The sequence below is a fragment of the Rhodococcus oryzae genome (assembly GCF_005049235.1).
Classification (GTDB): Bacteria; Actinomycetota; Actinomycetes; order Mycobacteriales; family Mycobacteriaceae; genus Rhodococcus_G; species Rhodococcus_G oryzae.
In genome coordinates this window covers 368175-393908 of record NZ_SUMD01000001.1, presented here as the reverse complement: position 1 = coordinate 393908, position 25734 = coordinate 368175, and the positions used below count along the sequence as shown (strand labels likewise).

The window sequence follows — 25734 nt, the reverse complement described above, 5'->3', positions numbered from 1 at the left end:
GTGTTCGACTGCTACATTCCCAGCCGCCCCAACACCGCATCATGCAGCAGACCGTTGCTCGCCACCGCGCTGCCGCCGTGCGGGCCAGCGCTGCCGTCGAGGGCGGTGAAGCGTCCGCCTGCCTCGCGCACCAGGATGTCCAACGGCGCCAGGTCCCACAGCGAGACCTCGGGTTCGGCGGCGATCTCGAGCGCGCCCTCGGCCAGGAGGCAGTAGGAGTAGAAGTCGCCGTAGCCGCGGACCCGCCACACCTCGTCGGTGAGCGCGATGAACTGGTCGCGGATCCCGCGGTCACGCCAGCCGCTCAGGCTCGCGAAGCTCAGGCTCGCCGACTCCAACCGGTCCACCGCGGACGCCGAGATCCGGGTGGGCTCGCCGCCATCGAATGACGCGTGCGCGCCCGCACCCTCGGCGGCCCACCAGCGGCGCTTCAATGCCGGTGCGCTGATGACGCCGACGACGGGAATCCCGTCCTGCAGCAGCGCGATCAGCGTGGCCCACACCGGTACGCCGCGGACGAAGTTCTTGGTGCCGTCGATCGGGTCGACCACCCACTGCCTGCCCTCGAACGTCGCATCGCCGCCGAACTCCTCGCCGAGGACCGCGTCGTCGGGCCGCTCCGCCGCGAGCACCGCCCGAACCGCCCGCTCGACCGCGAGGTCCGCGTCCGAGACCGGGGTGAGGTCGGGCTTGTCGTCGACCTTCAGATCGAGCGCGCCGAAGCGGGCCATGGTGATGGTGTCGGCCTCATCGGCGATGCGCAGTGCGAGTTCGAGATCGGTCACGGCGAAGACGGTACTCGACCCGGGTCCGGACTTCCTCGGCGATTCACCGCGCATTCAGCGCGAGGCGGGCGGCCGTTTCGCCGTGACTGCGACGATCGGGATCGTGATGCTGACGCGGCGCAGTGTTCTCCTCGGAGGTGGCGCGCTGGCGGGTCTGGCCGCGGCAGAATTCGTCGGTATGACCGCGCACACGCCGGGCACGGCTGCCCCGCCGAGGCAGAAGCCCTCGACGGCCGTCTGGTTCGACGTGATCTCCGACATCCAGGGCGACCTCGCCGACCTCGACCGTGCGCTCGACGGACTCGAGGCGTTCGGCCGGGCGGACGCGCTACTCGTCAACGGTGATCTCACCCCGAACGGCCGCGAGCACGAGTACGAGGAACTGTTCGACCGGTTGCGCCTCGGCGAGCATCCGGACGCGCTTTACACGATCGGCAACCACGAGTTCTACAACGGTGAATCGAGCGAGGTGTCGGTCGAGCGGTTCCTGCGGCACTCGGCGATGCCGGGACTGTTCTCCGCGCACGAGGTCGGCGGGGTGCCGGTGATCCGGCTCGGCACCACGGACGGCAGCGAGGCGGGCGGACACTGCGTGATCCTCGGCCGCACCCAGCTGGACTGGCTGCGGGACACGCTCGAGGAGTGCCCGCGGCAGCGCCCGGTGCTGGTGATGAGCCATCACGCGCTGCCGGGCACGGTGTCGGGGACCTTCACCGATCCGCTCACCCAGGCCCCGAGGATCTACAGCAGTGACTATGCGGAATCCGACGAGCTGCTGGCCCTGCTGGCCGGGTTCCCCAACGCGCTGCTGCTGAGCGGACACACCCATTGGAGCCTCTATCGCGAGGACTGGCTGACCAGGCGGACCGCGCCGGGCGGGCACCCGGACGGGTTCGCGGCGGTCAACACCGGCGCCGTGCAGACCGGCTTCGGCCCGGACGGCCGCGGCGGCGAGGCGCCCCTCGACCGGCAGGAGAACCAGGGCCTGCGGATCGAGGTGGACGGCCCGACGGTCCGGATCCATGCGCTCGACTTCCGGCGGAACGCGGTGATCCGGACGGCGGAGTTCCGCGTCGACGGCCGGCCCGGCCCAGTGGTCGTCGCGTCGCCGGGCTGGCCCGGCGCGGTCACCTGAGGGCGACCGCGGCGGCAGTCCCCTGCGGGCACCGGTAACCTTGATTCTTGTGCATCCCGACGTTTCCGCAGACCTGGCCGAGCTCAACACCACCCTCACCACCGTCGAGCGGGTGCTGGACGTCGAGGAGCTGCGCCGGCGCATCGATGAACTCGAGCACCAGGCGGCAGATCCGGAGTTGTGGAACAACCAGGAGCACGCCCAGCAGGTGACCAGCCAGCTCTCCCATGCGCAGTCCGAGCTGCGCCGGGTCGAGGGCCTGCGCGGACGCCTCGACGACATGCCGGTGCTCTATGAGCTGGCCGAGGACGAGGGTGCCGACGCCGTCGCCGATGCGGACGCCGAGCGTGCGTCGCTGCGCGAGGACATCGCGGCGATGGAAGTCAAGACCATGCTCTCGGGTGAGTACGACGAGCGTGACGCGCTGGTCAACATCCGGTCCGGCGCGGGCGGCATCGACGCCGCGGACTGGGCCGAGATGCTGATGCGCATGTACATCCGCTGGGCCGAGAAGCACGGCTACGGCGTCGAGGTCTACGACGTCTCCTACGCCGAAGAGGCCGGTATCAAGAGTGCGACCTTCGCGGTGAAGGCGCCCTACACGTACGGAACCCTCTCCGTGGAGATGGGCACCCACCGCCTGGTGCGGATCAGCCCGTTCGACAACCAGGGCCGCAGGCAGACCTCCTTCGCCGAGGTCGAGGTGCTGCCGGTGGTCGAGACCACCGACCACATCGAGGTCAACGAGAACGACGTCCGCGTCGACGTCTACCGCTCGTCCGGCCCCGGCGGCCAGTCGGTCAACACCACCGACTCCGCGGTGCGGCTGACGCACATCCCCACCGGCATCGTGGTGACCTGTCAGAACGAGAAGTCGCAGCTGCAGAACAAGGTCTCGGCCATGCGGGTGCTGCAGGCCAAGCTGCTCGAGGTCAAGCGCCGCGAGGAGCGGGCCGAGATGGACGCGCTCAAGGGCGACGGCGGCAGCTCCTGGGGCAACCAGATGCGTTCCTACGTGCTGCACCCCTATCAGATGGTCAAGGACCTGCGCACCGAGTACGAGGTCAACAACCCGTCCGCGGTGCTCGACGGCGACATCGACGGCTTCCTCGAATCCGGCATCCGCTGGCGGATGAGCGCGGAGCAGGTCTGAGCCGGTGTTCACGGCGTTCAAACTGGTCCCGGATACCGGATTCGAAGTTTGGCTGAAGTCCAGCGGCCTGGAGATCGTGCTCTATGTCATCGGCGGGCTGCTGGTCGGGCGGTTCCTCTCCTGGTTGGGGAACAAGGTCACCGACCGGATCGACCTGAACTACCACCAGGGCGACGCGCTGGTCCGTTCGGAGGCGACCAAGCACCGGCACGCCCTGGCGCAGGTGATCACCTGGGTGCTCATCATCATCGTCTACACCCTGGTCACCATCGAGGTGCTGCAACGCCTCGGCTTCTCGGTGGCGAGCCTGGTCGCGCCCGCGACCGTGCTCGGTGCCGCGCTCGGTTTCGGCGCGCAGCGTGTGGTGCAGGACATCCTGGCCGGCTTCTTCATCATCGCCGAGCGGCAGTACGGCTTCGGTGACGTCGCGCGGATCGCCATCACCGGTTCGTCGGAGGACGCCTACGGGACGGTCGAGGACGTGACCCTGCGGGTGACGCGGCTGCGGTCCTCCGACGGCGAGGTCATCACCGTGCCCAACGGGCAGATCGTCAAGGCCGTCAACCTGTCCAAGGACTGGGCGCGGGCCGTGGTCGACGTCCCGATTCCCGCCACCGCGGACATCAACCACGTCAACGATGTGCTGCGCGGCGTCGGCCGGGAGGCGTTCGCGGACGTCGATCTCGAACCGCTGCTCCTGGACGAGCCGTCGGTGATGGGCGTGGAGAGCCTCGAGCTGGACACCGTCAACATCCGGATGGTCGCGCGCACCCTGCCCGGCAAGCAGTTCCAGGTGGGGCGCGAGCTGCGGGTGCGGGTCGCCGAGGCGCTGCGCCGGGAGGGCATCCTGGTGGGCCCGGAGTTGGCGGCCGATCAGATCGGGGACAACGCATGACCGCCGAACGCGCGAAGAAGACGGAACCGGCCGACAAGCACGAGCGGCGCTGGTCGGTGCCGAAGACACTCGGCCGCGCCAGGACCTCCACGGTCGCGCTCTCCGTGGCGTTCGTCGCCACGGCGATGCTGCACGGATACCTCAATCCGGATCCGCCCAAAACAGATGAATACGGGCCCGTGGCGCCGGCGCCCTCGGAGATCCGGTCGCCGACCCCGAAGCGCTCGGAGCCGAGCACGTCCACCCAGCCGCCCAGCAGCAGCACCACCACCAGTGCGACGCCCTCGGCTACCTCCCAACAGCCGGTCACGACCACCCCGCCGCCCGCCGTGGTGCTGCCGCCGTGGCTGCCCGTCCCGTCCGGCGTGGAGCTGCCGGAGGGGGTCGTGACGGCCACCCCGGAGACGTCGACCACACCGCCCACACCCACCCCGTAGGGCCTGGACCTGCGGGTCCGTCGAAACCCAAGGTCACCGTCGGATAACGGCTAAACTGGCTCCCCGTGATCAGCGTGGAGAATGTGTCCAAGTCCTACAAGACCTCGTCGAGGCCTGCACTGGACAAGGTGAATGTCTCGGTGGACAAGGGCGAGTTCGTCTTCCTGATCGGCCCTTCGGGGTCCGGGAAGTCCACCTTCATGCGGCTGCTGCTCAAGGAGGACACCCCCACCTCGGGCGACATCAAGGTCGGGGACTTCCATGTGAACCGGCTGTCCGCGCGCCGGGTACCGAAGCTGCGGCAGAGCATCGGCTGCGTGTTCCAGGACTTCCGGCTGCTGCAGCAGAAGACCGTGACCGAGAACGTGGCCTTCGCCCTCGAGGTGATCGGCAAGCCGCGCAACGTGATCGATCGCACCGTTCCGGAGGTGCTGGATCTGGTCGGCCTGTCCGGCAAGGCGGACCGACTGCCCACCGAACTCTCCGGCGGTGAGCAGCAGCGCGTCGCCATCGCGCGGGCATTCGTGAACCGGCCGCTGGTGCTGCTCGCCGACGAGCCCACCGGCAACCTCGACCCCGACACCACCGGCGACATCATGCTGCTGCTCGAACGGATCAACCGCACCGGAACCACCGTGCTGATGGCCACCCATGACCACCACATCGTCGACTCGATGCGGCGCCGGGTGGTCGAACTCGACCTCGGACGCGTGGTGCGCGACGAGGCCCGCGGTGTCTACGGCGTGGGGCGTTAGGTACCCCCGACCCCTCGCCGTTCACCCCGACATACGAAGGACAAGACTTTCCGATGCGCGCCAGCTTCATCTTCAGCGAGGTTTTCACAGGCCTGCGCCGCAACATCACGATGACCATCGCGATGATCCTGACGACCGCGATCTCGCTCGCCCTGTTCGGTGGCGGACTGCTCGTCGTCCAGATGGCGGGCAAGACGCAGCAGATCTTCCTCGATCGGGTCGAGGTGCAGATCTTCCTCACCGACGACGTGTCCATCTCCGACCCCGACTGCAATCAGGACATCTGCTCGGCCCTGCGCAGTGATCTCGAGAGCACCCCGTCGGTGGTGTCCGTGCAGTACCTCAACCGGGCGGACGCGGTGGCGGACGCCAAGGAGCGGGTTTTCAAGGACCAGCCCGAGCTCGCGTCGATGGTGAGCGAGGACTCGCTGCCCGCCTCGTTCAAGATCAAGCTCAGCGACCCGGAGCGATTCGGGGTGATCAACGATTCGTTCGGTGCCCGACCTGGTGTGCAGAGCGTGCTCAACCAGCGTGATCTGGTCGAGCGGTTGTTCAGCGTGCTGAACGGAATCCGGAACGCGGCCTTCGCGATCGCCATCGTGCAGGCGATCGCCTCGATCCTGCTGATCGCGAACATGGTGCAGATCGCCGCGTTCACCCGTCGCACCGAGGTCGGGATCATGCGGCTCGTCGGCGCGACCCGCTGGTACACCCAGCTTCCGTTCCTCTTGGAGGCCGTGGTCGCCGCGCTGATCGGTGCCGTGCTGGCGATCGCCGGATTGTTCACCGCGAAGAACCTGTTCATCGACGACGTGCTCACCGACGTCTACGACGCGAACATCGTCGCCCGGATCTCGAACAGCGACGTGCTGCTGGTGTCGCCGTTCCTGGTGCTCACCGGTGTCGGCATGGCCGCGATCACCGCCTACATCACGCTGCGGCTCTACGTCCGTGAGTAATCGGTTGCGCCCCGGGCATATCCTGGGGACAGAACTCGATCACTGCGCGGACTGAAGGGGCCCGAACGTGAAGGAAAAGGGCCGCAAGGTCATCGCGACCAACCGCAAGGCGCGACACAACTATTCGATCATCGACGTCTACGAGGCGGGCGTGGCGCTGGTCGGCACCGAGGTGAAGAGCCTGCGCGAGGGCAAGGCGTCGCTGGTCGACGCCTTCGCCACCGTCGACGACGGCGAGGTGTGGCTGCGCGGACTGCACATCCCCGAGTACACCCAGGGCAGTTGGACCAACCATTCGCCGCGGCGAACCAGGAAGCTGTTGCTGCACAAGCGCGAGATCGAGCACCTGGTCGGCAAGACAAGGGAGGGTAACCAGACGCTGGTCCCGCTCTCGATGTACTTCTCCGACGGCAAGGTCAAGGTGGAGCTCGCTCTCGCCAAGGGCAAGCAGGACTATGACAAGCGTCAGGACCTCGCGCGACGGACGGCCGAGCGGGAGGTCACCCGTGAGCTCGGGCGCCGCGTGAAGGGCATGAGCCGCTAGCGAGCGACCTGGGCCGCCAGCGCGTCGGGCATCAGCTCGTAGCGCAGGTGGCAGCGGGAGAACTCGGCGTTGCCGTGCACGAGCGAGTTGAGCTCGACCGGGTAGCGGGCGAGCTCGATCTCCGGCACCTCGGCCCGCAGCAGCGACAGCCCCGGACCCTTCACCTCGGTCCCGAGGACCCGGCCACGCCTGGCCGACAGGTCACTGAGAACGGCGCCGAGATAGTCGTCGGGGAGCGTCACGGCGACGGCCGCGACCGGTTCGAGCAGTCGGATCGAGGTGTGCCCCGCGGCGTCGCGGAGGGCGAGGCTCGCGGCGGTCTGGAAAGCGGCGTCGGAGGAGTCCACCGAGTGCGCCTTCCCGTCGACGAGGGTCACCCGCACGTCCACGAGCGGGTGACCGGTCGCGACGCCCTTCTCCAGTTGGGCGCGCACGCCCTTCTCCACCGACGGGATGAAGCCCTTCGGGACCGCACCGCCCACCACGTGTTCGCGGAACTCGAATCCGGATCCGGTCGGTAGTGGTTCGACCTCGAGGTCGCAGATCGCGTACTGGCCGTGGCCGCCGGACTGCTTGACCAGCCGGCCGTGCCCGGACGCGTTGCCGCCGAACGTCTCCCGCAGTGCCACCTGGTACGGCACGGTGTCCACGTGGACGCCGTGCCGGTTACGCAACCGGTCGAGCGCCACCTCGGCGTGCGCGTCGCCCGTGCACCACAGGACCAGTTGGTGGGTGTCCGGGTTCTGTTCCAGCCGCAGGGCCGGGTCCTCGGTGGTCAGCCGGGTCAGCGCCTGGGAGAGCTTGTCCTCGTCGGTCTTGCTGTGCGCCTCGACGCCGACCGGCAGCAGCGGCACCGGCAGCGCCCACGCCTCCAGCGGGGCAGGCTTCTCGGTGTCGCCGATGGTGTCGCCGATGTGCACGGTCAGCTTGGGCAGGCAGACGATGTCGCCCGCGACCGCCTCGGGCACCGGTCGCTGCAGCTTGCCGAACGGGCCGGTGAGGGTGGTGACCTTCTCGTCGGTGCTCTCACCGGAGGTGGCTGCCGCGCCTGCGACGTGGACGTGGGTGTCGGGGAGCAGCGTCCCGGAGAAGACACGCACGAGGCTGATGCGGCCGACGTAGGCGTCGCCGGTGATCCGGATGACCTGAGCGGCGAGCGGGGCCTCGGGGTCGGCCGCGGGCGCGGGTCCGCGCCGGTGGGTGGGATCCGGGAACGCGCCGGTGATGAGGTCGAGCAGTTCCGCCGCGCCGACGCCGTTGTCGGTGACGGCGAGGGCGGGGTGCAGGGCACAGTCGACGATCTCCCGGCGCAGGCCGTCGGTCAGCGCCTCCTCGTCGAGCGGTTCGCCCGCGAGGTAGCGCTCCATGAGGCCGTCGTCCTGGCCGGAGATGGCCTCGACGAGGCTCTCGCGCGCCGCGTCGGCATCGGGGCAGGCGCCGGGTTCGCCGTAGCTGCGCCCGGTGAGCAGGCCGAGCGACCCGCTGGGCCTGCCGTCGGCGAAGACCGGGAGGTAGACCGGCCGCAGCGTGTCGGTGCCGAGGCCGAACGCGTCGTGACAGGCGGTGAGGATCTCGTCGAAGCTGCCGCGGGCCACGTCGAGTTTGGCCACCACGATGGCGCGGGGGATGCCTGCCGCGGCACATTCGCGCCACAGCGCGCGGGTGGGGGTGGTCACAGGATCGGTGGCCGAGACCACGAAGACGGCGGCGTCGGCGGCGTGCAGACCGGCCCGCAACTCGGCGCCGAAGTCGGGATGGCCCGGCGGGTCGAGGAGATTGACCTTGCAGCCGTTCCACTCCAACGGCAGGACCGCGAGCTGGACCGATCGTTGCTGTTGGTGCTCGATCTCCTCGTAGTCGGAGACCGTGTTGCCGTCCGGGATCCGGCCGGCGCGGCCGATGGCCCCGGCGGCGAACGCGAGCGACTCGGCCAGGGTGGTCTTGCCCGCGCCGCTGCACCCGATCAGGACCACGTTGCGCAGCTGCTCGGGACGCGAGGCGGGTGGGGCGTTGCCCGCGCGAACCGTCATCCGGTCGGCCATCGATGTCTCCTCCCGCAGCGACGGGCTGACCCGATTCTAGGCGGGTCGGCCCGTCGCAGCCGGAGGAATGACCTATCGAGGGTGCAACAACTTACTTCGCGACGCGCTCCCACATCTGCAGGTAGGCCTCGGCACCGCGGCTCATGTCCTCGATGATCTGGTCGCCGTCGTCCCCGGCGGCGATCCGCATGTCCGCGATCCAGTCGGGGATCAGCCCGTACTGCGCGACGCCGTCCTTGTTGAGGTCGAAGACGCGCTCGCCGGTGCGCTGGCGATCCATCGTCGTGCCGCCGTCGAAGGTCTTGTACGGATAGTGCAGCGGGTTGGTGTCGGCGTCCTCACGCGGGCGCGCCTGCGGGCCGAAGCCGTTGGTGTCCGCGCCGTAGCCGAAGCCGTAGTAGTAGTCCTCGCTGCGGTCCGCCCTTGCCTTGCGCCAGGCGGTGACGAAGTTCTCCTTCTTCGGGTCGGAGTTGAGTCCCGAGGCGTAGGCGGCGACGAAGCCGCCGAGCGCGTAGATCCGCTCGTAGTTCAGCGGGTCGGTCCAACTGTGGCTCGAGACCACACCGGAGTACTTGGCCTCCTCGAGGATCCGGAGGGTGTCCTCGGCGGTCTTGACGCTCATGTGGTCGACGTCGACGATCATGCCGCGATCCATCATGCCGCGGACCATGTGCTCGCCGAGCTTTGTCAGGCCGCGGGTGTTGCACAGGGGACCGGACGGGTAGACCGGCGTGGTGACACCGGGCGGGAGCGCGGACATCACCTCGGCCGGTGCGTCGCCGAAGGAGAGCAGCGGGTTGTCGTGCACCGGGCCCTTGCAGGGTTCGGCCTCCCAGAACTTGCCGGTGCTGAGGAAGTTGCCCGCGTTGACGGCGATGCCCTGGATGCCGCCGTCGAAGCGGACGCCGCCGAAGGCGTTGTCGAACTTGTGCGTGACGATCATCTGCCGAACGCCCATCGCGTAGACCTCGTCGAGGCCTCGGTCGACATCGGCCTCGGTGCACTGGGGCACGTCGTTGCGCTGCGAGCACCCGAACGGTTCGGAGGTCTCGATGCCGATCGTCACCGCGAGCTTGCCCTCGCTCGCGACCTTGCGGACCTCCTCGGGAGACCGGACGATCCGGAACCAGCCGCGTCCGGGGCCGCCGTACTGGGCGTCGATGTAGTCCTGCATCTGCCGGACCTGCTCGGCCTGCGCGCGGATGGTGTCCATGTCGTTGCAGGAGCGGTTCTTGAGCGGGTAGATGTCGCAGAGGACCCGGTTGTTCACCAACAGGTTGGTGAAGATGCGCAGTCCGCCGCGCCAGGCCCGCTCCACCCACCGGTAGTAGGTCTGCTCGTGGGTCAGCGAGTCGGCGTCCGGCCAGTCCTCGAAGGTCGGCCAGCCGACGGTGTCGTGCTCCGCGACCGGGCTGCCGTGCGACAGGATGTTCTCGAGCAGCGCGGGCATCCCGTCCTTGCCGTGGTCGGCGCAGTCGCGCAGCGCGACGGTGATGCCTTGCGGGTCGAAGGGGGTGCCGCAGTGCACCTGGCCGCCGATGAACAGGTTGGCGTCGAGGTGGACGTGCGCGTCGATGAACCCGCGCACCTCGCCGTTCGGTCCGGTGCCGGAGAGCGGCTTACCGGTCGCGTTCACCTCGGAGTCGGGGAAGGTCGCGCAGCCTTCGGCCGGGGTGAGGACGAATCGTCCGCCCGCGGGATTGACGCCGGGGTCGGTGAGCTCCAGCCCACCGTTCGCGGCGGTGAGCTGGCTTCCGTTGTCCGTCGCGGTGACCGCGTAGGTGCCGTCGGTGTGCGTCAGCGTCCAGTCGGTGGTCGGCAGCGCGTCGCGGGTCGAGACCACCGCGCTCTTGCCGTCGTGGGCGAGCATGTCGCCGCCCTTGCCGTAGAACATGAACCGGCCCAGCTGCGCCGCATGCGTGCGGAACGCCTCGGCACCGCCGACCGTGTCGGCGTCGGCGCGGTAGCCGCCGTCGGCGCGGCGGACGAACTTCCCACTCTGCTCCGACTTGAGGGCGTAGCAGCCGTTCGCCAGTCCGAAGACGGGATCACCGGGGCCGATCGGGTCGGACGAGGGCTGAGACGCCGCGATCCCACCGCCGGCCAGGACCAGCGCCAGCGTGGCGGCCAGCGCGTTTACCCATCGACGGCGTGTACGCCCTGGTTGATGTGTCATGTGGCTTCGACTTCCCCGATCAATCAGCTAACTATTTTGCTGAGAAGGGTAGTTGATTTTGGACAGACGTCCAGATGAAACGCCGCAGAATTTAATGGGATGATTTCGCGGCGCCGGGGCGTTACAGTATGTGGTCCCAGCATGGTGCTGGGTACGTACGGGGCTGAACGGTTTCGACTTTGTACGTTGAGTTAGGGGAAGCGTGTCGGTGCAGGCAAGAGACCACCGTAAGCGTCGCTGCAAACCTATAAGCGCCGATTCCAATCAGCGCGACTACGCTCTCGCTGCCTAAGTAGCGAAGCGTGTCTGTCAGTCCGATCTCGCCCTCGGGTCGGGTACTGGCATCAGCTAGAGGGCTTTACCGGTCGGCTCGGTCACGGAGTCGTTCGGGACATCAAACAGTGACTGGGATCGTCATCACGGCTTGTTCGCGAGACCGGGAGATCCGAGTAGAGGCTTAGCGAACTGCACACGGAGAAGCCCTAGCGATTCGGCGGAGGACCCGGGTTCGATTCCCGGCAGCTCCACAAAGGCCCGGTCAGACTACCAATCGGTAGCCTGACCGGGCTTTTTTGTGCAGTCGCCTATCCCTGACTGGCAGCGGCGGCGCGCCACTAGCCCGTGAGGTGCTCGGTGCAGGCCGCAGCGATCGCTTTCGGTACCAATGCTGCGGAATGCTCCTTCGGGAATCCCTCGGATTCGAGTACCTGCGCCGCGTCGTAGGGTGAGTTCCCGGCGTCGAGGAAGTTGCAGAGCGATCCGGCGAGCTCCAATGCGTCAGCCCTGCTCATCGTCTCGCCTGTCGCGGCGAGGATGCTGTTCAGTTCCCGCACGTACATGTCGACCTGAACCTTCGCGCCGAGCTGTCGGCCCCTGTTGAGTGTGTCGACCAGATTTCGGTCGGTGGACCGTGCCGGAGTCGTCTGATCGGCCGACGCCGCGACTGTCTCTATCGGTGCAGAGTCTTCGCTGCAGGCGGTGAGGCCGAGTGCGGCCAGCCCAACGGTGATTCCGAGGAGTATCAAGCGCTTCATGTCGCCACCCATGCTGTTGCCTGGGTCACATGACGTGACCCGGTGTTGCCGATTCGTAACGCTAGGTTACGGAACCCTACCGGCAGGTTTCTTTCTTGTAATGCATTGCGCCCCAGGGCGTTCAGGGCTTGGTGATGGTGCTTTTGCTCGGCTACAAATGCAGCAGCGCCGAGGTGGCGTCACAGCGAAGCGAGGCTTCACGGTCGAGAAGGAGTGATCACATGGGATCGACAGCAGAGGATCTCACCATGGTCGCGGCAGGGGCGACCTTGGTGTCGGCGCTGGTTGCGGTGATCGCGGGCGTCGCAGGCGTCGCATCGCTTTCTGCGTGAGCGTGCCCACGCTCAACGCCAGCTGAGAGGGCCCCGCAGTCGAAGTCGGCTGCGGGGCCTCGCTGTGTTCGGTGCCGTGTGCCGAGCCCGGCCGGGTCAGCGCGGCGCGGGGAGCAGGGCGGTGAGAAAGCCGGTCGTGTCCCGGTCCGAGGCGGGTACGACGCTCCGGTGGTCCGTGCCGGGATAGACCATGAACCGGAAGTCGGCCCCGCCCGCTGCGAGTTGCAGTTGCAGGGCGACGCTCACCGGGATGGGGACCGTCAGGTCGTCGGTTCCGTGCACGATCATGATCGGCCGGTCCCAGCCGGCGGTGGGCACCGCCATGTAGTCCTGGAGTGCGGTGACGACGGCCGGATCGAGCAACGGCCTGGCGAACAGTTCACCCACCGACTTCCCCCTCAACATGGCGAGGTCGTCGCCGCACCCGAGCTCCGCCGATGCCATCGCACGCGCCCCGAACTCGGTCAGGTAGCCGGCTAACCCGAGGTCCGGCCGGGCGGAGTTCAGGCCCGCGAGGATGTACACGAGGTAGGTGCTCGCCCCTTGCAGGACGTCGAGGGCCGGTACATAGGGGCCGGCCACGGCCAGCAGGTTCTCCACGTTCGATTCGGGTGCGTAGGACAGGGTTCCGCGGAGATCGAGCTCCGGGGCGTACTCGCCGGCCATGTGTCCGGCGAAGAGCGCGGCCTGCCCTCCCTGGGAGTGTCCGACCGACACCCAGGACGCCGAGAGGTCGGGGTGGAGGTTGCGTCCGGCGCGAACGATGTCGATCGCGGCCCGCCCCTCGGCGCGACCGGCCAGGTACTGATGGAGGCCGGGCGAGCCGAGGCCGATGTAGTCGGTGGCGACCACGGCGTATCCCCGGCGAAGGTAGTCGAGCAGCAGCTCCGTCGTGGTGAGGCTCCCGGTCACGCTCGGTGCGCACTGGTCGCCGACCCCGGTGGTGCCGTGCGACCAGGACACGACGGGCCAGCCGCCCGCAGGCGCGGTGCCCTCGGGAACGAAGACCTGCCCGGTGCTGACGGCGGGCCTGCCGTCCTGCCCGGTCGTGTTGTAGGTCACGAGGTATCCCTCGGCCGCGCCGTCGATCAGGTCGCCGCTGGGAAGGGTGGACGAGCTCACGATCGTTCCTGGGGCGGGCGGGGGAGCCGTTGCGTTAGCCGTGGGAGCGAAGGCGCCGACCGCGATGAGTCCGGACGCGATCACCGACACCGATCGACCGAAGTGCATTGAGCGGACGCTAGCAGCGCCGAGTCGCCGATGGGGGAGCCACGAATCGCGCACCCGACGTCACGCCGCCGACCCTCAGCAGTTGCTCGGCGCGGGCTGACCGGCGAATCTGCCGTCGAGCCAGCCGAGTACACCCGGTAGCCCCTCGATGCTGGTCGGGCCGTGGTCTCCGGGGAACACGCTGAACTGGACCGGAACACCGGCCGCGCAGTATCTGCCGACGGTTGCCGCGATCGAATCCAGGGGGGCCAGCTGATCGCCGTTGCCGTGCCAGACGTACACCGGTGCCCGGGGGACTCCGGGGAACATCATCAGGCTGTTCTGATCGAAGATCGCCCGCACGGCAGGCTCGTTGATCTTGGCTGGATCGGCGGACACCTCTGCCGCGCTGTGATTTGCCCCGGCGTCGATGATCTCCTGGGAGCAGGCGTTGGCGATCCGGTCGCGCAGGGCCAGGCCCGCGCCGGTGAGGCCGCTGGCCAACGGGATCGAGGACGGGTACTCGCGTTCGAGACCGAGCGTGGCGGCGAAGCCGAGGCCGAACAGGGGATGCGGCGCGGTCCCGAGCCCGTTCGCGAGCTCGCTGAGGTTCGCAGGGACGCCGCCCGCCGCGACGCCGACGATGGGGAGCTCTGGGGCGTAGGTCGGCGCCAGGGCGCCCGCCCAGCCGCTGGTCATCCCGCCGCCCGAGTAGCCGGCGAGCCCGACGGGGCTGTGTCCGAGCCTCGCCTCGGGCAGATGTTGCACCGCTCGCACCCCGTCGAGGACGATCTGACCACCCAGCCTGGCGGCGCCATAGGCACTGGTCGGGCCGAGGTGATCGGGCAGGGCGATCGCCCAGCCCCGCATCAGCGCGAGGTTCACGACCGGGGCCTCTTGGAGCTGTCCGTTGAACAATGTGTGCGACGGTCCGCACCGGGTCCCGAGTGCGTTGATGATGGCTTGGTACGACAGCAGTGGCCGGTCAACCCCGCCGCGCGGGACGAGGACGGTCGTCACGGCCGCAACGGGGTGGCCCGACGAGTTCGTGGAGCGGTAGGCGACCTGCCAGCCGTCCGCGTTCCCGAACCGGGAGACGTCGACCGGTCTGCTGCGGAGGATGTCCCCGTTCGCCCTGGCGGCGAGGTCCGGTGACGCCCAGTAGAACGGATCTGGGTCGGGCGCGGGCATCAGCGGCTGGGCCTGCGCGGCCGCGGGCGGCGCGGTGATCGCCGGTGAGATGGCGAGCGCGAGTGCCGCGAGGAGGGCCGTAGCGGAATCTCTGAGTGTGACTCTCATCGAAAACCTCCGATGAATGGTGGGAGAAACCGGCACCATGACGTAGCTCACATTAGCGAAGATCGGCGCGCTCTTTCGCGGTTATCGGCGCGACACCCGGATCGAGGGCATGCTGTGACCGTGGATGCTCTGCCGATGTTCCCGCTCGGGTCCGTGTTGCTCCCGGGTGAACTGCTGCCGCTGCAGGTGTTCGAGCCGCGCTACCTCGAGATGGTCGAAGACCTGACCTCGTCCCCTGACCTTCGGCGATTCGGCGTGGTCCTCATCACCCGCGGCCACGAGGTGGGCGGCGGCGACGAGCGCACCGACATCGGGACCGTGGCGCGGATAGTCGACTACGAGCGGGTGCCCGGCGGGCGACTGCTGCTCGGCTGCGTCGGCGAGGGCCGGATCCGGGTGCGCCGCTGGCTGCCGGACAATCCCTACCCGCGGGCGGATGTGGAACCGTGGCCCGACGAGGGCACGGACTACAAGCCGGACTCGATCGACGAGGTCGGCACGCTGGTCGACGAACTCGGCGGGCTGCTGAGCCGGTCCGCGGCGGTGCGCGGCATCCCCGTGCCGGGGTTTCCCAGGTTGGACGAGTTGCCGGGAGAGATGGGCGACCGCGTCTACGCCCTCGCGGCCACCCTCCCGCTCGTCGCGGTGGATCGGCTGAGGTTGCTGTCGGCGCCCGGTCCGGGCGAAAGGCTGACGGTCCTGGTCGAGGCCCTCGGCGACGTGATCGCCGCGGTGCGGTTCAGGCTGTCGGAGTAGGTGATTCGCATGCGCGGTGAGGGATCGCTGCTCGCGGTGGTCGCGCTCGGCGGCGGGATCGGTGCGCTCGCGAGATACGGCATCGCGCACGCGATGCCGACCAGGGAGATCCCGTGGGCGACGCTGATCACCAACGTGACCGGCTGCCTGCTGATCGGCATCCTCATGGTGCTCATCACCGAGGTCTGGACCGCGCACCGGTTGCTGCGACCGTTCCTCGGGGTCGGGGTGCTCGGCGGCTTCACCACCTTCTCGACCTATGCGGTCGAGGTGCGGGGGCTGCTCGCGTCCGGCAACTATCCGATCGCGTTCGGCTATCTCTTCGGGACGGTGATCGCGGCGCTCGCCGCCGTCCTGGTGGGGGTGTGGGGCGCACGCCTCGTCACCGGTGCCGTCGCCGAGAAAGGAAGCTGACATGTCTTACTCGCGCACGGAGATGCGGCTGTCGATCATCCTCGGGCAGGACGACCTCTGGCATCACAAGCCGAAGTACCAGGAGATCGTCAAGCGCGCCCGTGCCGCCGGGCTGAGTGGTGCGAGTGTGTGGCGGGGAGTCGAGGGGTATGGCGCGTCCGCGCACATCCACACCACGAGGCTCCTCGACCTGGCCGATGGGTTGCCGCTGTTGGTGGTCGCGGTGGACACCGAGGAGCGGATCCGCGGGTTCCTGGACGGCATCGGTGAACTTCTCACCGAGGCCACCGTGACACTCGAGGGCGTCGAGCGGGTGCACTTCACCGAGGACCGGCCGTGACGGTGGTGCTGGTCGTCCTCGGCGGCATGGTCGGCGCGCCAACGCGCTTCCTGCTCGACCGCGCCGTCGGGTCCCGCGCCGACAGCGAGTTCCCGTGGGGGACCCTCACCGTGAACGTGATCGGATCGCTGATCCTCGGTGCTCTGGTCGGCGGCGCCGCTCATGGTGGTGAGGTGATGGCCCTCGTTGGCACCGGATTCTGTGGTGCGCTGACGACGTACAGCACCTTCGGCTACGAGACGGTCCGGCTCGTCGAGGACGGGGTCCGGCTGTACGCGCTGGCCAACGTCGTGGTCAGCGTCGCGGCCGGGATCGCAGCCGCGGCGCTGGGGTTCGCCGTCGCTCACGCCTTGTTCGTATGATCGCAACCACGCGGAATGTGTTGTGGCGTAGACGTATTCAGGGATCCATGGAGGGGGAGGTTTGCGTCGCCGGTGAATGTCTGTTTAGCTGTTCGCCGCATGCACCTCGCTAGGTGAGGCGTCTGCACGGACACAGGCCACTGACCCCAAACGTCGAGAGACGCCCCGGGTCAGGACAGCTCCTCCCGGACGAAGGGTTGAGCCCAAGTGGCTCCCGCATCGCGGGTTACGCCGTGCAGTGCCAAAGCTCTGTCGAGAAGGGGTGCTGAGCCGCGACCTCTGTCGTCCGGCCCTTCTCCCGCGCTTGCATCGATCGGCGCCCGCGTGCGCCTCGACCGCCGGGAGGTGATGGCATGAGTCCGAGTCCGAGTAGTTCCGGGGCTTGCGATCACCCTCCGTCGTCTACTCCCACGCCGTCTCAGCGGCGCTGAGTTCACGGCCGCCCATGCTGGGCGGCTGACGCGGGTTCCCGTTCTTTCACCCCGACGCTGTCCGTGCGTCGGCGGTCACCCTCTGCGTGCCGATCGGTGGTCCTTTTGGGCTGCCGTCTGCCGAAACCCGGTTGCGGCATGCGGTTTTTCGCGGCTGTTGAGACCCAGCGGCCGATTCGAGTGAGGTCATCATGAACCGTGAAGAAATCATCGTGTCTGTCCGGATGCTGCTACAGAATCCGGACCCGGACGCCTTCCGTCGGTTGGTCCGGGAGTGTCCACCGGCCGACATCGCGGAAGTCCTGCGTGATGCCGCTCCCCAGCAGGTGTCGGCACTTCTGCTCACACTGCCGTCCCGGGAGCAGGCGCGCCTGTTCGTCGAGCTACTCGATGCCGAGCAGGATGCCGTTCTGGCCGCCACGCCGTCTGGACCTGCTGCGACGTTGATCGGGGACCTACCCCCGGATGAGCGCGCCGACCTGTACAACCGGCTGAGTTCGGATGGCCGTGAGCGACTGATACCACTGCTGGCCCAGGCCGAGCGGGAGGACGTGCTGAGGCTGGCGGCCTACCCCGAGGGCACGGCGGGATCGGTGACCACCTCGGCCTATGCCACGGTGAGCGCGGGAATGACCGTCGGCGACTCGCTGCAGGAGCTGCGAACGAGCGCGCCGGACAAGGAAACGATCAATGTCGTGTACGTGATCGACGGCGACGGTCGCCTCCGTGGCACGATCCCGCTGCGCGAGCTGGTGCTCAACCGCGCGGACACCAAGGTTGAGGAGCTGATGCAGACCGACCCCGTTCTCGTGCGTAGCAATGATCCGGATGACAAAGCCACCGAATACATCCGGCGTTACAACATGCTCGCTGTACCGGTTGTCGATGGCGACGAACGCATGATCGGCATCGTGACCGTCGATGATGCGATGGACATCGATCGCGAACAGGATGCGACCCAGCTGGCCCGCTACGGCGGAACGTCCGCGGTCGGAGGTCCGGATCTCGATCTGAAGGACTCCTCGTTCCTCCGCATCTACGGAACGCGGGTCTTCTGGCTCGGGCTGTTGACCGTGTTCGGTCTGATCACCAGCAATTTCGTTGCGGCGCAAGAAGACATTCTCGCCGAGGTCATCATCCTGGCCGCCTTCCTCGCTCCGATCATCGATATGGGCGGTAATACCGGCAGTCAGTCGGCGACCCTCGTCCTTCGGTCGATGGCGTTGGGGCAGATGCAGTTGCGTTGGCGCGATATCGGATTCGTCATCCGTCGTGAGCTAGGCGTAGCGCTCGCGCTCGGTGCCTCCATTGCCGTCCTCGAGGTCGTTCTCACCTACTTCACCAAGGGTGACATCGGTGGTGAGGTCCTGGCCATCGTCGGCCTGAGCATGCTCACCTGCACCGTGGTCGGCGGTGTGCTCGGCTCGCTGCTGCCCTTCCTCGCCCGCAAGATCGGCACCGATCCCGCGACCCTGAGCGCACCGCTCATCACCTCGATCATGGACCTCGTCGGCGTGTTCATCTACTTCGGTTTCGCCTACTGGTTCCTCGCCGATCTGATCGCCTGAAGCACGACATGGGGATGGAACCGCCCTCACGGCGGTTCCATCCCCCGTCGCATACAACGTGCTCGCGTGATCGAATGGTGCTGACCGACAATCACCGACCCGAGGAGGCGTGCCGTGGCGCACGACCGAGCAGGCACGCTCGCCCAGCCGCAGGATCTCGAGGACCTCGCGCAGCTGGTGACGGCCTACTACAGCCGGATCCCAGACCCGGAGAACCCGGACGAGCGGGTCGCGTTCGGTACCTCCGGGCACCGCGGATCCAGCCTGGACGGGGCCTTCAACGAGGCGCACATCCTCGCCACCACGCAGGCCATCGCCGAGTACCGGGCGAGTCAGTCGATCACCGGACCGCTGTTCCTCGGCCGCGACACCCACGCACTCTCCGAGCCCGCCTGGACCAGCGCGCTCGAGGTTCTCGCGGCCAATGACGTTGTGGTGCTCATCGATTCCGGCGGCCGCTACACCCCGACCCCCGCGGTCAGTCATGCGATCCTGCGGCACAACGCCTCTGGCACGACCGCACCGGCAGACGGCATCGTGGTGACGCCCTCGCACAACCCGCCACGCGACGGCGGCTTCAAGTACAACCCGCCACACGGTGGCCCCGCAGACAGCACCGCCACCGCGTCCATCGAGGCCCGCGCGAACGAGCTGATCGCGGCAGGCCTGGCCGGGGTCAAGCGGGTCCCACTTGCCGCGGCACTCAAGAGCGCGGCCCGTCCCTACGACTTCCTGGCCACGTACCTCGACGACCTGCCGAACGTGGTCGACCTCGATGCGGTCCGCGACGCAGGCATCCGGATCGGCGCCGATCCGCTCGGCGGTGCCAGCGTCGACTATTGGGGTGCGATCGCCGAGCGTCACCGCCTCGATCTGACGGTGGTGAACCCACTGGTGGATGCGACGTGGCGGTTCATGACCCTCGACACCGACGGCAAGATCAGGATGGACTGTTCGTCCCCGGACGCGATGGCCTCGCTGATCGGCGCGCGGGACCGGTTCGACATCGCCACCGGCAACGACGCGGACGCCGACCGGCACGGCATCGTCACCCCGGACGGCGGGTTGATGAACCCGAACCACTATCTCGCGGTGGCCATCGACTACCTCTACGCGAACCGGCCCGGCTGGGCGCCGGGCACCAAGGTCGGCAAGACCTTGGTGAGCTCGTCGATGATCGATCGGGTGGTGGCAGGTCTCGGCCGGGAGTTGGTGGAGGTACCCGTCGGTTTCAAATGGTTCGTGCCGGGCCTGCTGACTGGCGAGCTGGGCTTCGGCGGCGAGGAGAGCGCGGGAGCCTCGTTCCTGCGCACCGACGGCCGGGTGTGGACGACGGACAAGGACGGCATCATCATGGCGCTGCTGGCGTCCGAGATCACCGCCGTCACCGGGCGCTCGCCCGCGGCCCGGTATGCCGAGCTGGCGCAGCGGTACGGCAGCCCCGAGTACGCACGGGTCGACGCGCCCGCCACCCGTGAGCAGAAGAAGGCCCTGGCGGCGCTGTCCTCGGAGCAGGTCACCGCGACCCAGCTGGCGGGCGAGCCGATCACCGCAGCGCTCACCGCGGCGCCCGGCAACAGTGCGGCGCTCGGCGGGCTCAAGGTCTGCACAGAGAACGCCTGGTTCGCCGCGCGGCCGTCCGGTACCGAGGACAAGTACAAGATCTACGCCGAATCGTTCAAGGGCAGGGAGCATCTCGCGCAGGTGCAGGAGGAGGCGCGGGAGCTGGTGTCCCGGGCCTTGGGAGCAGACGCCTGACTGTTTTCGCCGCTGGCTAGGATCGGTGGCAATCATGCACACCACCGCAAATAAGCTGCCACGCGAGATCTGGGTCCTGGTCTCGGCCAGTTTCGTCATCGCCCTCGGGTTCGGCATCGTCGCCCCTGCGCTGCCCCAGTTCGCCCGCAGCTTCGACGTCGGGGTCACCGCGGCGACCGCCGTGATCAGCGTGTTCGCCCTGATGCGACTGCTGTTCGCGCCGCTAAGCGGGGCGCTGGTGCAGCGGCTGGGGGAGCGCCCGACGTATCTCACCGGGCTGCTGATCGTCGCGGTCTCGTCCGGTGCGGTGGCCTTCGCGCAGGGCTACTGGCAGCTGCTGCTGTTCCGGGCGATCGGCGGCATCGGGTCGACCATGTTCACAGTGTCCGCGCTCGGCCTGCTGATCCGGATCACGCCGCCGGGCATCCGCGGTCGGGTGTCGGGCCTGTACGCGACGTCTTTCCTGTTCGGCACCATCGGCGGGCCGCTCGTCGGCGGCGCGCTCGCCGGCTTCGGGTTGCGCGCTCCGTTCCTGATCTATGCCGTTGCGCTGCTGATCGCGGCGGCGGTGGTGTTCCTGAGCCTGCGTGAGTCCGCGCTGGCCGCACCGGATTCGGGCGGCCACGTCGTCACGATGACGCTGCGCGAGGCGCTGGCCTCGGCGACCTACCGCGCATCCCTGGTGTCGAACTTCGCCAACGGCTGGGTGTCGTTCGGCGTTCGGGTCGCGATGGTGCCGCTGTTCGTGGTCGAGGCGCTGGGCGAGGGCACCGCGCTGGCGGGTGTGGCACTGACCGTGTACGCGATCGGCAACGCGCTGGTACAGATCCCGGCGGGACGACTGTCGGACCTGCGCGGCAGGCGGCCGTTCGTGCTGGCCGGGCTGGCGATTGCGGGCGCGGCGACGATGTTCCTCGGGTACAGCGAGAACCTGCTGGCGTTCCTCGCGCTGTCGCTCGTCGCGGGCGTGGGGTCCGGGCTGATGAACCCGGCCCAGCAGGCCGCGGTCGCGGACGTGATCGGCTCCAAGGCCAGGGGCGGTCCGGTACTGGCCACCTTCCAGATGGCCTCCGACGTCGGCGTGGTGGCCGGTCCACTGGTGGCCGGGGTGTTGGCCCAGTACCTGTCCTACGGGGTGGCCTTCGCGGTCACCGGCGCGCTGATGCTGCTCCCGATCGCGTTCTGGCTGGTCGCGCCGCGGACCATCCCGCAGGCGTCAACCGGGGATGCCGACTCCGATCAGCGCGCCGACCAGGTAGGTGGCGGCGACGGCGATCACGCCGAAGGCGAGCTGCCGGAGCGCACCGCGGACCTTCGACTTCGCAGTGAAGCTCGCCGCGATCGCGCCGACGATCAGTAGGCCGATCCCGCCAACGGTCAGCCCGGCGACGAGCGACTCGAACCCGAGCAGGTACGGGATCAGCGGGATGACCGCGCCGACACAGAACATCAGGAACGAGGAGCCGGCCGCCACCAGCGGAGAGGGCTTCTCGCTCGGGTTGACGCCGAGCTCGTGGGTGAGGTGGATGTTCACCGCGCGTGCGGAATCGTTGTGGACCTCGGCGGCCGCGGTCTCCGCGGTCGCCGCGCTCATCCCCATCGCGGTGAAGGTGTCGACCAGTTCGGCCTGTTCGGCCTCGGGGTAGCGGGCCTGCGAACGCGTCTCTACCTTCACCTCGGCCTCGATCTGTTCGTTCGCGGTGGAGACCGAGGCGAACTCGCCGAGGGCCATGGAGAAGGCGCCCGCCACCAGGCCGGCGACGCCGCTGAGGATCACGGTGTGCGCGTCGACTCCCGCGCCGCCGACGCCCGCGATCAGCGACGTGTTGGTGACCAGGCCGTCCATCGCGCCGAATGTGGCCGCCCGGAGCCAGCCGCCGGACACATTCGAATGGGTGTGATCGAACTCATGGGGGAGCGCGTTCTCGAGGGCGTCGGGCCCCGGCTGCGGCTCGCTCATACCGGTGAATCTACGCCGATCGGTACCGTGGGCCAGGTGTGGATTCGTATCGTCAGCCTGCTCGCCAGGATCGGGCTCGCCGCCGTCTGGTTGATCTCGGGAGTGCTCAAGGCCGCAGACCCGGCGGGAACGGTGATCGCCGTGCGCGCCTACCAGTTGCTGCCGGAGTCGCTGGTGCGGCCGGTCGCGAACACGCTGCCGTTCCTCGAGATTGCGCTCGGACTGTTGTTGTTGATCGGCCTCGGGGTCCGGCTCGCGGCGATCGGGTCGGCGCTGCTGCTGGTGGTGCTGATCGGGGTGATCATCTCGGTGTGGGCCCGCGGGCTGTCCATCGACTGCGGTTGCTTCGGCGGCGGCGGGGCCGCGGATGTCGACGGCTGGGACTACGCCCGCGAGATCGCCCGCGATGTCGGGTTCCTCGCCCTGGCCGCGTGGCTGACGGTGTTCCCCCGCAGCCCGTTCGCGCTGGGGCCCGGATCGAGGCCCGCACTCTCAGTGCCTGCTCAGCATCAGATGGCAGAGTAAAGCCATATTTGACTCTCGGAGCGAAGGACTGCATCTGTGAATGCGAAGAACAAGCCCGTCACCTCTCTGCAGCCGACGTCGAGTCGGTCGACGTACATCCTCGGAGGGTTGGCGATCCTGGTGATCGCCGCTGTCGTGATCGGCGGGGTGATCTGGCAGAGCAACCGCAGCAAGCCGCGCAACGAGGGCTATGGGGCCGTGTCGAACTCGGCCGTACAGGTGGCGGTGCAGGACGACGGCGCCGTGCGGATCGGTCAGCCGGAGGCGGCCACCACGATCGACGTCTTCGAGGATCCGATGTGCCCGTACTGCGCCGAGCTGGAGAACACGAACGGCCAGGAATTGGCGCAGAAGGTCGACGAGGGCAAGGTCGCGGTGCGTTACCACGTCCTCGACTTCCTCAACCGGCTCTCTGCCAGCGGTGATTACTCGACCCGCGCGGTGGCCGCGTCGATGTGCGTGGCGGAGAGCGGCGACGCGATCGCGTACTCGAAGTTCCACGCTGCGCTGTTCTCGCCCGAGAACCAGCCCGCGGAGAACGGCTCCTCGGATCACTCCAACGCCGAGCTGGCCCAGATGGCCAAGGACTCCGGCGCCAATGACGCCGCGGTGGCGTGCATCTCGGACGGCGCCAAGGTGAACGACGCCGCCGCGGCGGCGCAGAAGGGCCGTGAGGCGCTCGCGGCCAGCGGCGCGGCCGGGACGCCCACCGTCGTCGTGGACGGCACCATGATCGATGCCCTCGGCAATCCGAACTGGGTCGCCGAGCTGAACTGACACGGGTCGCGAGGGGCGCGCGGCGAGAGCGAGCCGCCCGCCCCTCGCTCCATCCGAGTAGGCTTTGACCAGGCAATTTGTTGGCCGGAGTGGCAATGGTGTAACTTTCTTCGAGCACGGAGGAGCACGCACTCCGGTGCGGAGAAACAACCGAATACGGGGCTATGGCGCAGCTGGTAGCGCACCACACTGGCAGTGTGGGGGTCAGGGGTTCGAGTCCCCTTAGCTCCACCCACAACAAAACCCTCATCTCGCGAACCGCGAGATGAGGGTTTTGTCGTTGGTCAGTCGATGTCGTGGTTCAGCCCAGCAGGAGCGCCCTGGCGTTGCGCACCTCCGGTACGCCGATCGTCCTGGCGGCGAGCAGGAACGCCGGCACGGCGAAGGCCGTGGCGGCCAGCAGCGTGATCGCTGCGGCTGCGCGCGGGTTGTCGATGAACCGATGGGACAGCCCGACGGACGCGACGCAGAACAGGCCGGCGACGACCGATGCCCACAGCACGCGAGTGAACGTCTCGAGCACGGCATGGAAGCCGAGCAGCCCGTAGCGGCGTCGCAGCGCCCAGTGTCCGCACACGGCGCCGACGAGGTAGGACAGGGAACTCGCGACCGGCAGCGTCACCACGACCACCTGGCTCGGGAGGGTGGCCGCGCTCAGCGCGACGACGGCGATCTTCGTGGCCACCATCGCGAGGTTGATCAGCGCCGGTGTGCGCATGTCGTTGCCCGCGTAGAAGACACGGAGCTGAAGCATGACCAGAGCGAAGGGTGCGAGTCCGAACGCCGACAGCGCCAGCGAGATGCCGATGAGCCGCGCGGCGTCGACGTCGACGCGACCGATGAACATCACCGTGGTCAGCATCGGCCCGAGCAGGGTCATCGCGACGGCAGCCGGGACCAGCGCGACCACCGAGTACCGGGCGGCCCGGCCCATGTCTGCGACGAGGGCCCCGCGGTCGCCGTCGGCGACGGCCTTGGCGATGCGCGGGGTGAGCACGGTCAGCAGGGACACCCCGAGGATTCCGTACGGGACCTGGAACAACAGGTCTGCGTGGGTGTAGGTCGAGACGCCGCCGCGGTCGAAGGCCACCAACAGCACGAACGTCACACCGACTTGGCTGATCGCGACGTAGGCCACGATCCAGCCGAGCAGGCCGACCCCCACCCGCACCGGACGCCACGTGTACGGCACGGGCCGCACCCGCCAGCTCCACCGGAATCCGGTCCGGCGCAGCGCCAGAATCGTCCACGAGGCCTGCCCCACGATTCCGGCTGTGGTGCCGATGCCGAGGACGAGCACCTGGGCGGTGGTCATCGCGGACGGCGTCAGCGTCACCGGGCCTGGCACCAGCACGAAGACGCCGACCGTGGCGAGGACCATCAGGTTGTTGAGGACCGGCGCCCAGGCCGCGGGCGCGTAGCTCTCGCGGACGTTCAGGACCGCGGTCACCGTCGCCGCGAGCGCGTAGAAGAAGATCTCCGGGAACAACAGATACGCCAGCACCGTCGTCAGCTGCGACTGGTCCGAATCCGATACCAGCGCCCCGACCATCAGCGGGACGCACAGCACCGCGACCACCGTCACCACGGCGGCGCCGATGATCGTGGCCAGCAGCAGGCGCTGGGTGAACACCCGCGAATGGGCGCGTCCACGTAACCGGGCCCGCGCCAGCACCGGCACGAAGACGCTGCTCATCACCCCGCCGAGCAGCAGCTCGTAGACCATGTTCGGCAGGGTGTTCGCCCCGTTGTACGCATCGCCGACCGCCGCGGTGCCCAGTACGGCCGCCAGCGCGAGCGTGCGGATGAAACCCGTCGCGCGACTTGCCACTGTCGCGGTAGCGACCGCACCGGTCGAGCGCGCCAGCGTGCTCTGAATGTCCCCCACGCGATCCATGGTGCCCCACCGCACGCGCGTGCCCGGGGAACCCGGGCGTCAGGTCACGGAAACCCAACGGTTGCCGCGGATCCTCGCCTGTCGGCGAAACATCTGTTTCACTTGGTGCCGAATGTGACCTGAGTGACTGGTGTTACCTGTGTGGAAGGAGAGCGGCGCCCGCGGACCAACCCCGCACCCGGCGCCCATCC

Annotated in this window: 23 protein-coding genes, 1 tRNA gene, 1 other RNA gene, 1 pseudogene and 1 riboswitch; of the genes and pseudogenes, 18 read left to right on the top strand and 8 right to left on the bottom strand. The window is 68.4% G+C overall.

Annotation, left to right across the window (positions count from 1 at the left end; translation table 11 throughout):
* Positions 1 to 11 precede the first annotated feature (11 nt).
* On the bottom strand, positions 12 to 839 hold the full coding sequence (gene hisN, locus FCG67_RS01820) for a histidinol-phosphatase (protein WP_136906580.1): 828 nt from the start codon (positions 837 to 839) through the stop codon (positions 12 to 14).
* A 28-nt stretch (positions 840 to 867) separates the two neighbouring features.
* Between hisN and FCG67_RS01815 the strand changes: the two genes are divergently transcribed.
* The 7 genes from FCG67_RS01815 to smpB all read left to right on the top strand — a co-directional run bounded on the left by FCG67_RS01815 (position 868) and on the right by smpB (position 6663).
* Positions 868 to 1920 carry a metallophosphoesterase family protein gene (locus FCG67_RS01815; protein WP_169310418.1) on the top strand — a complete coding sequence of 351 codons (1053 nt, stop codon included), beginning with the start codon at positions 868 to 870 and terminating at the stop codon, positions 1918 to 1920.
* 49 nt (positions 1921 to 1969) lie between these two features.
* Entirely contained in the window at positions 1970 to 3073 is a 1104-nt protein-coding gene (gene prfB / locus FCG67_RS01810; RefSeq protein ID WP_136906576.1) for a peptide chain release factor 2, read from the top strand.
* 4 nt (positions 3074 to 3077) lie between these two features.
* Positions 3078 to 3968 carry a mechanosensitive ion channel family protein gene (locus tag FCG67_RS01805; protein WP_246044744.1) on the top strand — a complete coding sequence of 297 codons (891 nt, stop codon included), beginning with the start codon at positions 3078 to 3080 and terminating at the stop codon, positions 3966 to 3968.
* A complete protein-coding gene (locus FCG67_RS01800) occupies positions 3965 to 4405 on the top strand; it encodes an Rv3103c transmembrane domain-containing protein (protein WP_136906574.1) in 441 nt (146 codons plus the stop codon). The genes FCG67_RS01805 and FCG67_RS01800 overlap by 4 nt, the downstream gene beginning before the upstream one ends.
* A 65-nt stretch (positions 4406 to 4470) precedes the next feature.
* Positions 4471 to 5160, top strand: a complete 690-nt coding sequence (gene ftsE, locus FCG67_RS01795) for a cell division ATP-binding protein FtsE (protein WP_097213651.1) — start codon at positions 4471 to 4473, stop codon at positions 5158 to 5160.
* Positions 5161 to 5213: 53 nt separating this feature from the next.
* The gene (ftsX, locus tag FCG67_RS01790) at positions 5214 to 6119 is read left to right on the top strand and encodes a permease-like cell division protein FtsX (protein ID WP_077041092.1); all 906 of its coding nucleotides are present in this window, start codon (positions 5214 to 5216) and stop codon (positions 6117 to 6119) included.
* Positions 6120 to 6186: 67 nt separating this feature from the next.
* Complete coding sequence (gene smpB / locus FCG67_RS01785; RefSeq protein ID WP_077041093.1) at positions 6187 to 6663, top strand: SsrA-binding protein SmpB; 477 nt, start codon at positions 6187 to 6189, stop codon at positions 6661 to 6663.
* On the opposite strand, the gene FCG67_RS01780 is transcribed toward smpB, so the two are convergent.
* Together FCG67_RS01780 and FCG67_RS01775 are read right to left on the bottom strand one after the other, a co-directional pair.
* On the bottom strand, positions 6660 to 8705 hold the full coding sequence (locus tag FCG67_RS01780; RefSeq protein WP_136906572.1) for an elongation factor G-like protein EF-G2: 2046 nt from the start codon (positions 8703 to 8705) through the stop codon (positions 6660 to 6662). The genes smpB and FCG67_RS01780 overlap by 4 nt on opposite strands.
* Positions 8706 to 8796: 91 nt before the next feature.
* Positions 8797 to 10881, bottom strand: a complete 2085-nt coding sequence (locus FCG67_RS01775) for a membrane dipeptidase (protein ID WP_136906569.1) — start codon at positions 10879 to 10881, stop codon at positions 8797 to 8799.
* A gap of 159 nt (positions 10882 to 11040) precedes the next feature.
* Here FCG67_RS01775 and ssrA point away from each other — a divergent pair.
* Positions 11041 to 11411, top strand: a transfer-messenger RNA (tmRNA) gene (gene ssrA, locus FCG67_RS01770).
* A gap of 84 nt (positions 11412 to 11495) precedes the next feature.
* On the opposite strand, the gene FCG67_RS01765 is transcribed toward ssrA, so the two are convergent.
* The 3 genes from FCG67_RS01765 to FCG67_RS01755 all read right to left on the bottom strand — a co-directional run bounded on the left by FCG67_RS01765 (position 11496) and on the right by FCG67_RS01755 (position 14755).
* The gene (locus tag FCG67_RS01765; protein WP_136906567.1) at positions 11496 to 11915 is read right to left on the bottom strand and encodes a DUF732 domain-containing protein; all 420 of its coding nucleotides are present in this window, start codon (positions 11913 to 11915) and stop codon (positions 11496 to 11498) included.
* 428 nt (positions 11916 to 12343) lie between these two features.
* A complete protein-coding gene (locus FCG67_RS01760) occupies positions 12344 to 13369 on the bottom strand; it encodes an alpha/beta fold hydrolase (RefSeq protein WP_169310417.1) in 1026 nt (341 codons plus the stop codon).
* A gap of 183 nt (positions 13370 to 13552) precedes the next feature.
* Positions 13553 to 14755 carry a lipase family protein gene (locus FCG67_RS01755; protein WP_246044743.1) on the bottom strand — a complete coding sequence of 401 codons (1203 nt, stop codon included), beginning with the start codon at positions 14753 to 14755 and terminating at the stop codon, positions 13553 to 13555.
* 120 nt (positions 14756 to 14875) lie between these two features.
* On the opposite strand from FCG67_RS01755, the gene FCG67_RS01750 reads away from it, so the two are divergent.
* The 7 genes and pseudogenes from FCG67_RS01750 to FCG67_RS01720 form a co-directional block, all read left to right on the top strand.
* Entirely contained in the window at positions 14876 to 15511 is a 636-nt protein-coding gene (locus FCG67_RS01750) for an LON peptidase substrate-binding domain-containing protein (RefSeq protein WP_136906563.1), read from the top strand.
* Positions 15512 to 15520: 9 nt separating this feature from the next.
* Positions 15521 to 15925, top strand: a complete 405-nt coding sequence (gene crcB / locus FCG67_RS01745; protein WP_136906561.1) for a fluoride efflux transporter CrcB — start codon at positions 15521 to 15523, stop codon at positions 15923 to 15925.
* 1 nt (position 15926) lies between these two features.
* Positions 15927 to 16265, top strand: a complete 339-nt coding sequence (locus FCG67_RS01740) for a DUF190 domain-containing protein (protein ID WP_077043584.1) — start codon at positions 15927 to 15929, stop codon at positions 16263 to 16265.
* Positions 16262 to 16627 (top strand): fluoride efflux transporter CrcB, encoded by a 366-nt coding sequence (gene crcB / locus FCG67_RS01735; protein WP_136906560.1) that lies wholly within the window; start codon positions 16262 to 16264, stop codon positions 16625 to 16627. Before FCG67_RS01740 ends, crcB (FCG67_RS01735) begins: the two co-directional genes overlap by 4 nt.
* Before the next feature lie 98 nt (positions 16628 to 16725).
* A riboswitch (M-box (ykoK) riboswitch) is annotated at positions 16726 to 16896 on the top strand.
* Between the two features lie 353 nt (positions 16897 to 17249).
* Entirely contained in the window at positions 17250 to 18626 is a 1377-nt protein-coding gene (gene mgtE, locus FCG67_RS01730; RefSeq protein WP_136906558.1) for a magnesium transporter, read from the top strand.
* 114 nt (positions 18627 to 18740) lie between these two features.
* Positions 18741 to 20384, top strand: a complete 1644-nt coding sequence (gene pgm / locus FCG67_RS01725) for a phosphoglucomutase (alpha-D-glucose-1,6-bisphosphate-dependent) (protein WP_136906556.1) — start codon at positions 18741 to 18743, stop codon at positions 20382 to 20384.
* Between the two features lie 34 nt (positions 20385 to 20418).
* Positions 20419 to 21606, top strand: a pseudogene (locus tag FCG67_RS01720) (MFS transporter); the annotation flags it as partial.
* Here FCG67_RS01720 and FCG67_RS25305 read toward each other — a convergent pair.
* On the bottom strand, positions 21601 to 22344 hold the full coding sequence (locus FCG67_RS25305; protein ID WP_136906554.1) for a VIT1/CCC1 transporter family protein: 744 nt from the start codon (positions 22342 to 22344) through the stop codon (positions 21601 to 21603). The pseudogene FCG67_RS01720 and the gene FCG67_RS25305 sit on opposite strands and share 6 nt — an antisense overlap.
* Positions 22345 to 22380: 36 nt before the next feature.
* Here FCG67_RS25305 and FCG67_RS01710 point away from each other — a divergent pair, with 36 nt between their 5' ends.
* The 3 genes from FCG67_RS01710 (at position 22381) to FCG67_RS01700 (ending at position 23877) form a co-directional block, all read left to right on the top strand.
* Entirely contained in the window at positions 22381 to 22869 is a 489-nt protein-coding gene (locus tag FCG67_RS01710; RefSeq protein WP_136906552.1) for a MauE/DoxX family redox-associated membrane protein, read from the top strand.
* 36 nt (positions 22870 to 22905) lie between these two features.
* Positions 22906 to 23646 (top strand): DsbA family protein, encoded by a 741-nt coding sequence (locus tag FCG67_RS01705; protein WP_136906550.1) that lies wholly within the window; start codon positions 22906 to 22908, stop codon positions 23644 to 23646.
* 158 nt (positions 23647 to 23804) lie between these two features.
* Positions 23805 to 23877 (top strand) — tRNA-Ala (locus FCG67_RS01700).
* 70 nt (positions 23878 to 23947) lie between these two features.
* Here FCG67_RS01700 and murJ read toward each other — a convergent pair.
* The gene (murJ, locus tag FCG67_RS01695; RefSeq protein ID WP_136906548.1) at positions 23948 to 25543 is read right to left on the bottom strand and encodes a murein biosynthesis integral membrane protein MurJ; all 1596 of its coding nucleotides are present in this window, start codon (positions 25541 to 25543) and stop codon (positions 23948 to 23950) included.
* Positions 25544 to 25734: the final 191 nt, after the last annotated feature.